Source organism: Saccharibacter floricola DSM 15669 (assembly GCF_000378165.1).
GTDB lineage: Bacteria > Pseudomonadota > Alphaproteobacteria > Acetobacterales > Acetobacteraceae > Saccharibacter > Saccharibacter floricola.
The window spans coordinates 1-3,756 of record NZ_KB899359.1 but is presented as its reverse complement, the minus strand read 5'-3'; the positions used below and the strand labels follow the sequence as shown (position 1 = coordinate 3,756).

6 protein-coding genes are annotated in these 3,756 nt (G+C 31.6%); 2 read left to right on the top strand and 4 right to left on the bottom strand.

Going from position 1 to position 3,756, the window contains the following annotated elements; translation table 11 throughout:
• Window positions 1-103 (bottom strand): plasmid recombination protein (locus tag F457_RS14420; protein ID WP_211209055.1); only part of this gene is annotated, 103 nt, incomplete at its 3' end.
• A gap of 292 nt (window positions 104-395) precedes the next feature.
• Here F457_RS14420 and ermCL point away from each other — a divergent pair.
• Together ermCL and erm(C) are read left to right on the top strand one after the other, a co-directional pair.
• Window positions 396-455, top strand: coding sequence for a 23S rRNA methylase leader peptide ErmCL (gene ermCL, locus F457_RS13875; protein ID WP_002497446.1), 60 nt, complete (start codon window positions 396-398; stop codon window positions 453-455).
• A 59-nt stretch (window positions 456-514) separates the two neighbouring features.
• Window positions 515-1,249: a 23S rRNA (adenine(2058)-N(6))-methyltransferase Erm(C) gene (erm(C), locus tag F457_RS0111500; protein ID WP_007410443.1), complete on the top strand. Its 735-nt coding sequence runs from the start codon at window positions 515-517 to the stop codon at window positions 1,247-1,249.
• Window positions 1,250-1,395: 146 nt separating this feature from the next.
• On the opposite strand, the gene F457_RS0111495 is transcribed toward erm(C), so the two are convergent.
• From F457_RS0111495 to mobV, 3 genes are all read right to left on the bottom strand, one after another.
• A complete protein-coding gene (locus tag F457_RS0111495; RefSeq protein ID WP_012816703.1) occupies window positions 1,396-1,995 on the bottom strand; it encodes a replication protein in 600 nt (199 codons plus the stop codon).
• Between the two features lie 80 nt (window positions 1,996-2,075).
• Entirely contained in the window at window positions 2,076-2,246 is a 171-nt protein-coding gene (locus tag F457_RS0111490; protein WP_425427034.1) for a ribbon-helix-helix domain-containing protein, read from the bottom strand.
• Between the two features lie 374 nt (window positions 2,247-2,620).
• Window positions 2,621-3,756, bottom strand: a 1,136-nt coding sequence (gene mobV, locus F457_RS13115; RefSeq protein WP_018981285.1) for a MobV family relaxase, incomplete at its 5' end; no start/stop codon positions are given.

Sequence of the window (3,756 nt, the reverse complement as noted above, 5' to 3'; positions counted from 1 at the left end):
CTTTATTATTATAGTTTTTATTCTCTCTTTGATTATGTCTTTGTATCCCGTTTGTATTACTTGATCCTTTAACTCTGGCAACCCTCAAAATTGAATGAGACATGCTACACCTCCGGATAATAAATATATATAAACGTATATAGATTTCATAAAGTCTAACACACTAGACTTATTTACTTCGTAATTAAGTCGTTAAACCGTGTGCTCTACGACCAAAACTATAAAACCTTTAAGAACTTTCTTTTTTTACAAGAAAAAAGAAATTAGATAAATCTCTCATATCTTTTATTCAATAATCGCATCCGATTGCAGTATAAATTTAACGATCACTCATCATGTTCATATTTATCAGAGCTCGTGCTATAATTATACTAATTTTATAAGGAGGAAAAAATATGGGCATTTTTAGTATTTTTGTAATCAGCACAGTTCATTATCAACCAAACAAAAAATAAGTGGTTATAATGAATCGTTAATAAGCAAAATTCATATAACCAAATTAAAGAGGGGTATAATGAACGAGAAAAATATAAAACACAGTCAAAACTTTATTACTTCAAAACATAATATAGATAAAATAATGACAAATATAAGATTAAATGAACATGATAATATCTTTGAAATCGGCTCAGGAAAAGGCCATTTTACCCTTGAATTAGTAAAGAGGTGTAATTTCGTAACTGCCATTGAAATAGACCATAAATTATGCAAAACTACAGAAAATAAACTTGTTGATCACGATAATTTCCAAGTTTTAAACAAGGATATATTGCAGTTTAAATTTCCTAAAAACCAATCCTATAAAATATATGGTAATATACCTTATAACATAAGTACGGATATAATACGCAAAATTGTTTTTGATAGTATAGCTAATGAGATTTATTTAATCGTGGAATACGGGTTTGCTAAAAGATTATTAAATACAAAACGCTCATTGGCATTACTTTTAATGGCAGAAGTTGATATTTCTATATTAAGTATGGTTCCAAGAGAATATTTTCATCCTAAACCTAAAGTGAATAGCTCACTTATCAGATTAAGTAGAAAAAAATCAAGAATATCACACAAAGATAAACAAAAGTATAATTATTTCGTTATGAAATGGGTTAACAAAGAATACAAGAAAATATTTACAAAAAATCAATTTAACAATTCCTTAAAACATGCAGGAATTGACGATTTAAACAATATTAGCTTTGAACAATTCTTATCTCTTTTCAATAGCTATAAATTATTTAATAAGTAAGTTAAGGGATGCATAAACTGCATCCCTTAACTTGTTTTTCGTGTGCCTATTTTTTGTGAATCGATTATGTCTTTTGCGCAGTCGGCTTAAACCAGTTTTCGCTGGTGCGAAAAAAGAGTGTCTTGTGACACTCTTAAATTCAAAATCTATCGGTCAGATTTATACCGATTTGATTTTATATATTCTTGAATAACATACGCCGAGTTATCACATAAAAGCGGGAACCAATCATCAAATTTAAACTTCATTGCATAATCCATTAAACTCTTAAATTCTACGATTCCTTGTTCATCAATAAACTCAATCATTTCTTTAATTAATTTATATCTATCTGTTGTTGTTTTCTTTAATAATTCATCAACATCTACACCGCCATAAACTATCATATCTTCTTTTTGATATTTAAATTTATTAGGATCGTCCATGTGAAGCATATATCTCACAAGACCTTTCACACTTCCTGCAATCTGCGGAATAGTCGCATTCAATTCTTCTGTAATTATTTTTATCTGTTCATAAGATTTATTACCCTCATACATCACTAGAATATGATAATGCTCTTTTTTCATCCTACCTTCTGTATCAGTATCCCTATCATGTAATGGAGACACTACAAATTGAATGTGTAACTCTTTTAAATACTCTAACCACTCGGCTTTTGCTGATTCTGGATATAAAACAAATGTCCAATTACGTCCTCTTGAATTTTTCTTGTTTTCAGTTTCTTTTATTACATTTTCGCTCATGATATAATAACGGTGCTAATACACTTAACAAAATTTAGTCATAGATAGGCAGCATGCCAGTGCTGTCTATCTTTTTTTGTTTAAAATGCACCGTATTCCTCCTTTGCATATTTTTTTATTAGAATACCGGTTGCATCTGATTTGCTAATATTATATTTTTCTTTGATTCTATTTAATATCTCATTTTCTTCTGTTGTAAGTCTTAAAGTAACAGCAACTTTTTTCTCTTCTTTTCTATCTACAACCATCACTGTACCTCCCAACATCTGTTTTTTTCACTTTAACATAAAAAACAACCTTTTAACATTAAAAACCCAATATTTATTTATTTGTTTGGACAATGGACAATGGACACCTAGGGGGGAGGTCGTAGTACCCCCCTATGTTTTCTCCCCTAAATAACCCCAAAAATCTAAGAAAAAAAGACCTCAAAAAGGTCTTTAATTAACATCTCAAATTTCGCATTTATTCCAATTTCCTTTTTGCGTGTGATGCGCTGCGTCCATTAAAAATCCTAGAGCTTTGCAACCGAAAGTTAATAGCTGTCGCTACTACTTTCGCTTACGCTCTAAGTATATTTTAAGGACTGTCACACGCAAAAAGTTTTCTCGGCATAAAAGTACCTCTACATCTCTAAATCGTCTGTACGCTGTTTCTCACGCTTTCTATCGACCTTCTGGACATTATCCTGTACAACATCCATAAACTGTCCCACACGCTCGAATTTGGAATCATTAAAGAATTTCTCTTTAAGCCTATTAAACCCTTTCTCAAACCCAGGGAAATTCGCCCTCGCAGCACGATATAAAGTCACTGTACTATCTTGAAATTTCTCTGATACATTCAACTGCTCATTCAAACTATCATTCTCTCGCTTTAATTTATTAACCTCTTTACTTTTTTCGTGATACCCCTCTTTCCATGTATTCACTACTTCTTTCAAACTCTCTCTACGTTTTTTTAATTCTTGATTTTCTGTGTAATAGTCTGTGCTCTTAATATTTTCGTAATCATCAACAATCCGTTCTGCAGAAGAGATTGTTTCTTGCAGGCGTTCAAATTCATCAGCAGTTAATATCTTTCTACCAGTCTCTTCACGTCCAGAGAACAAACCTGTACGCTCATTTTCATAATCAAAGGGTTTCGTAGACCTCATATGCTCTATTCCACTCTGTAACTGCTTATTTGCCTTCTGTAACTCATCCTTAACTTCTTGCAGTTCCTGTTTATGAAATACAGTATCTTTCTTGTACTGATCCATCGCTTTATGTTCTCGTTCTGTAACCTCTTTGGACGTGCCTCTTTCAAGTTCATAACCTTTCTCATTCACATACTCATTAAATCTATCTTGTAATTGAGTAAAGTCTTTCTTGTTGCCTAACTGTTCTTTTGCAGACAATCTCCCGTCCTCTGTTAAAGGGACAAAACCAAAGTGCATATGTGGGACTCTTTCATCCAGATGGACAGTCGCATACAGCATATTTTCCTTACCGTATTCATTTTCTAGAAACTCCAAGCTATCTTTAAAAAATCGTTCTATTTCTTCTCCGCTTAAATCATCAAAGAAATCTTTATCACTTGTAACCAGTCCGTCCACATGTCGAATTGCATCTGACCGAATTTTACGTTTCCCTGAATAATTCTCATCAATCGTTTCATCAATTTTATCTTTATACTTTATATTTTGTGCGTTAATCAAATCATAATTTTTATATGTTTCCTCATGATTTATGTCTTTATTATTATAGTTTTTATTCTCTC

Coding starts and splice junctions, on each gene's coding strand:
- F457_RS0111495 (WP_012816703.1), bottom strand. CDS start 1,995: ATGAGCGAAAATGTAATAAAAGAAACTGAAAACAAGAAAAATTCAAGA.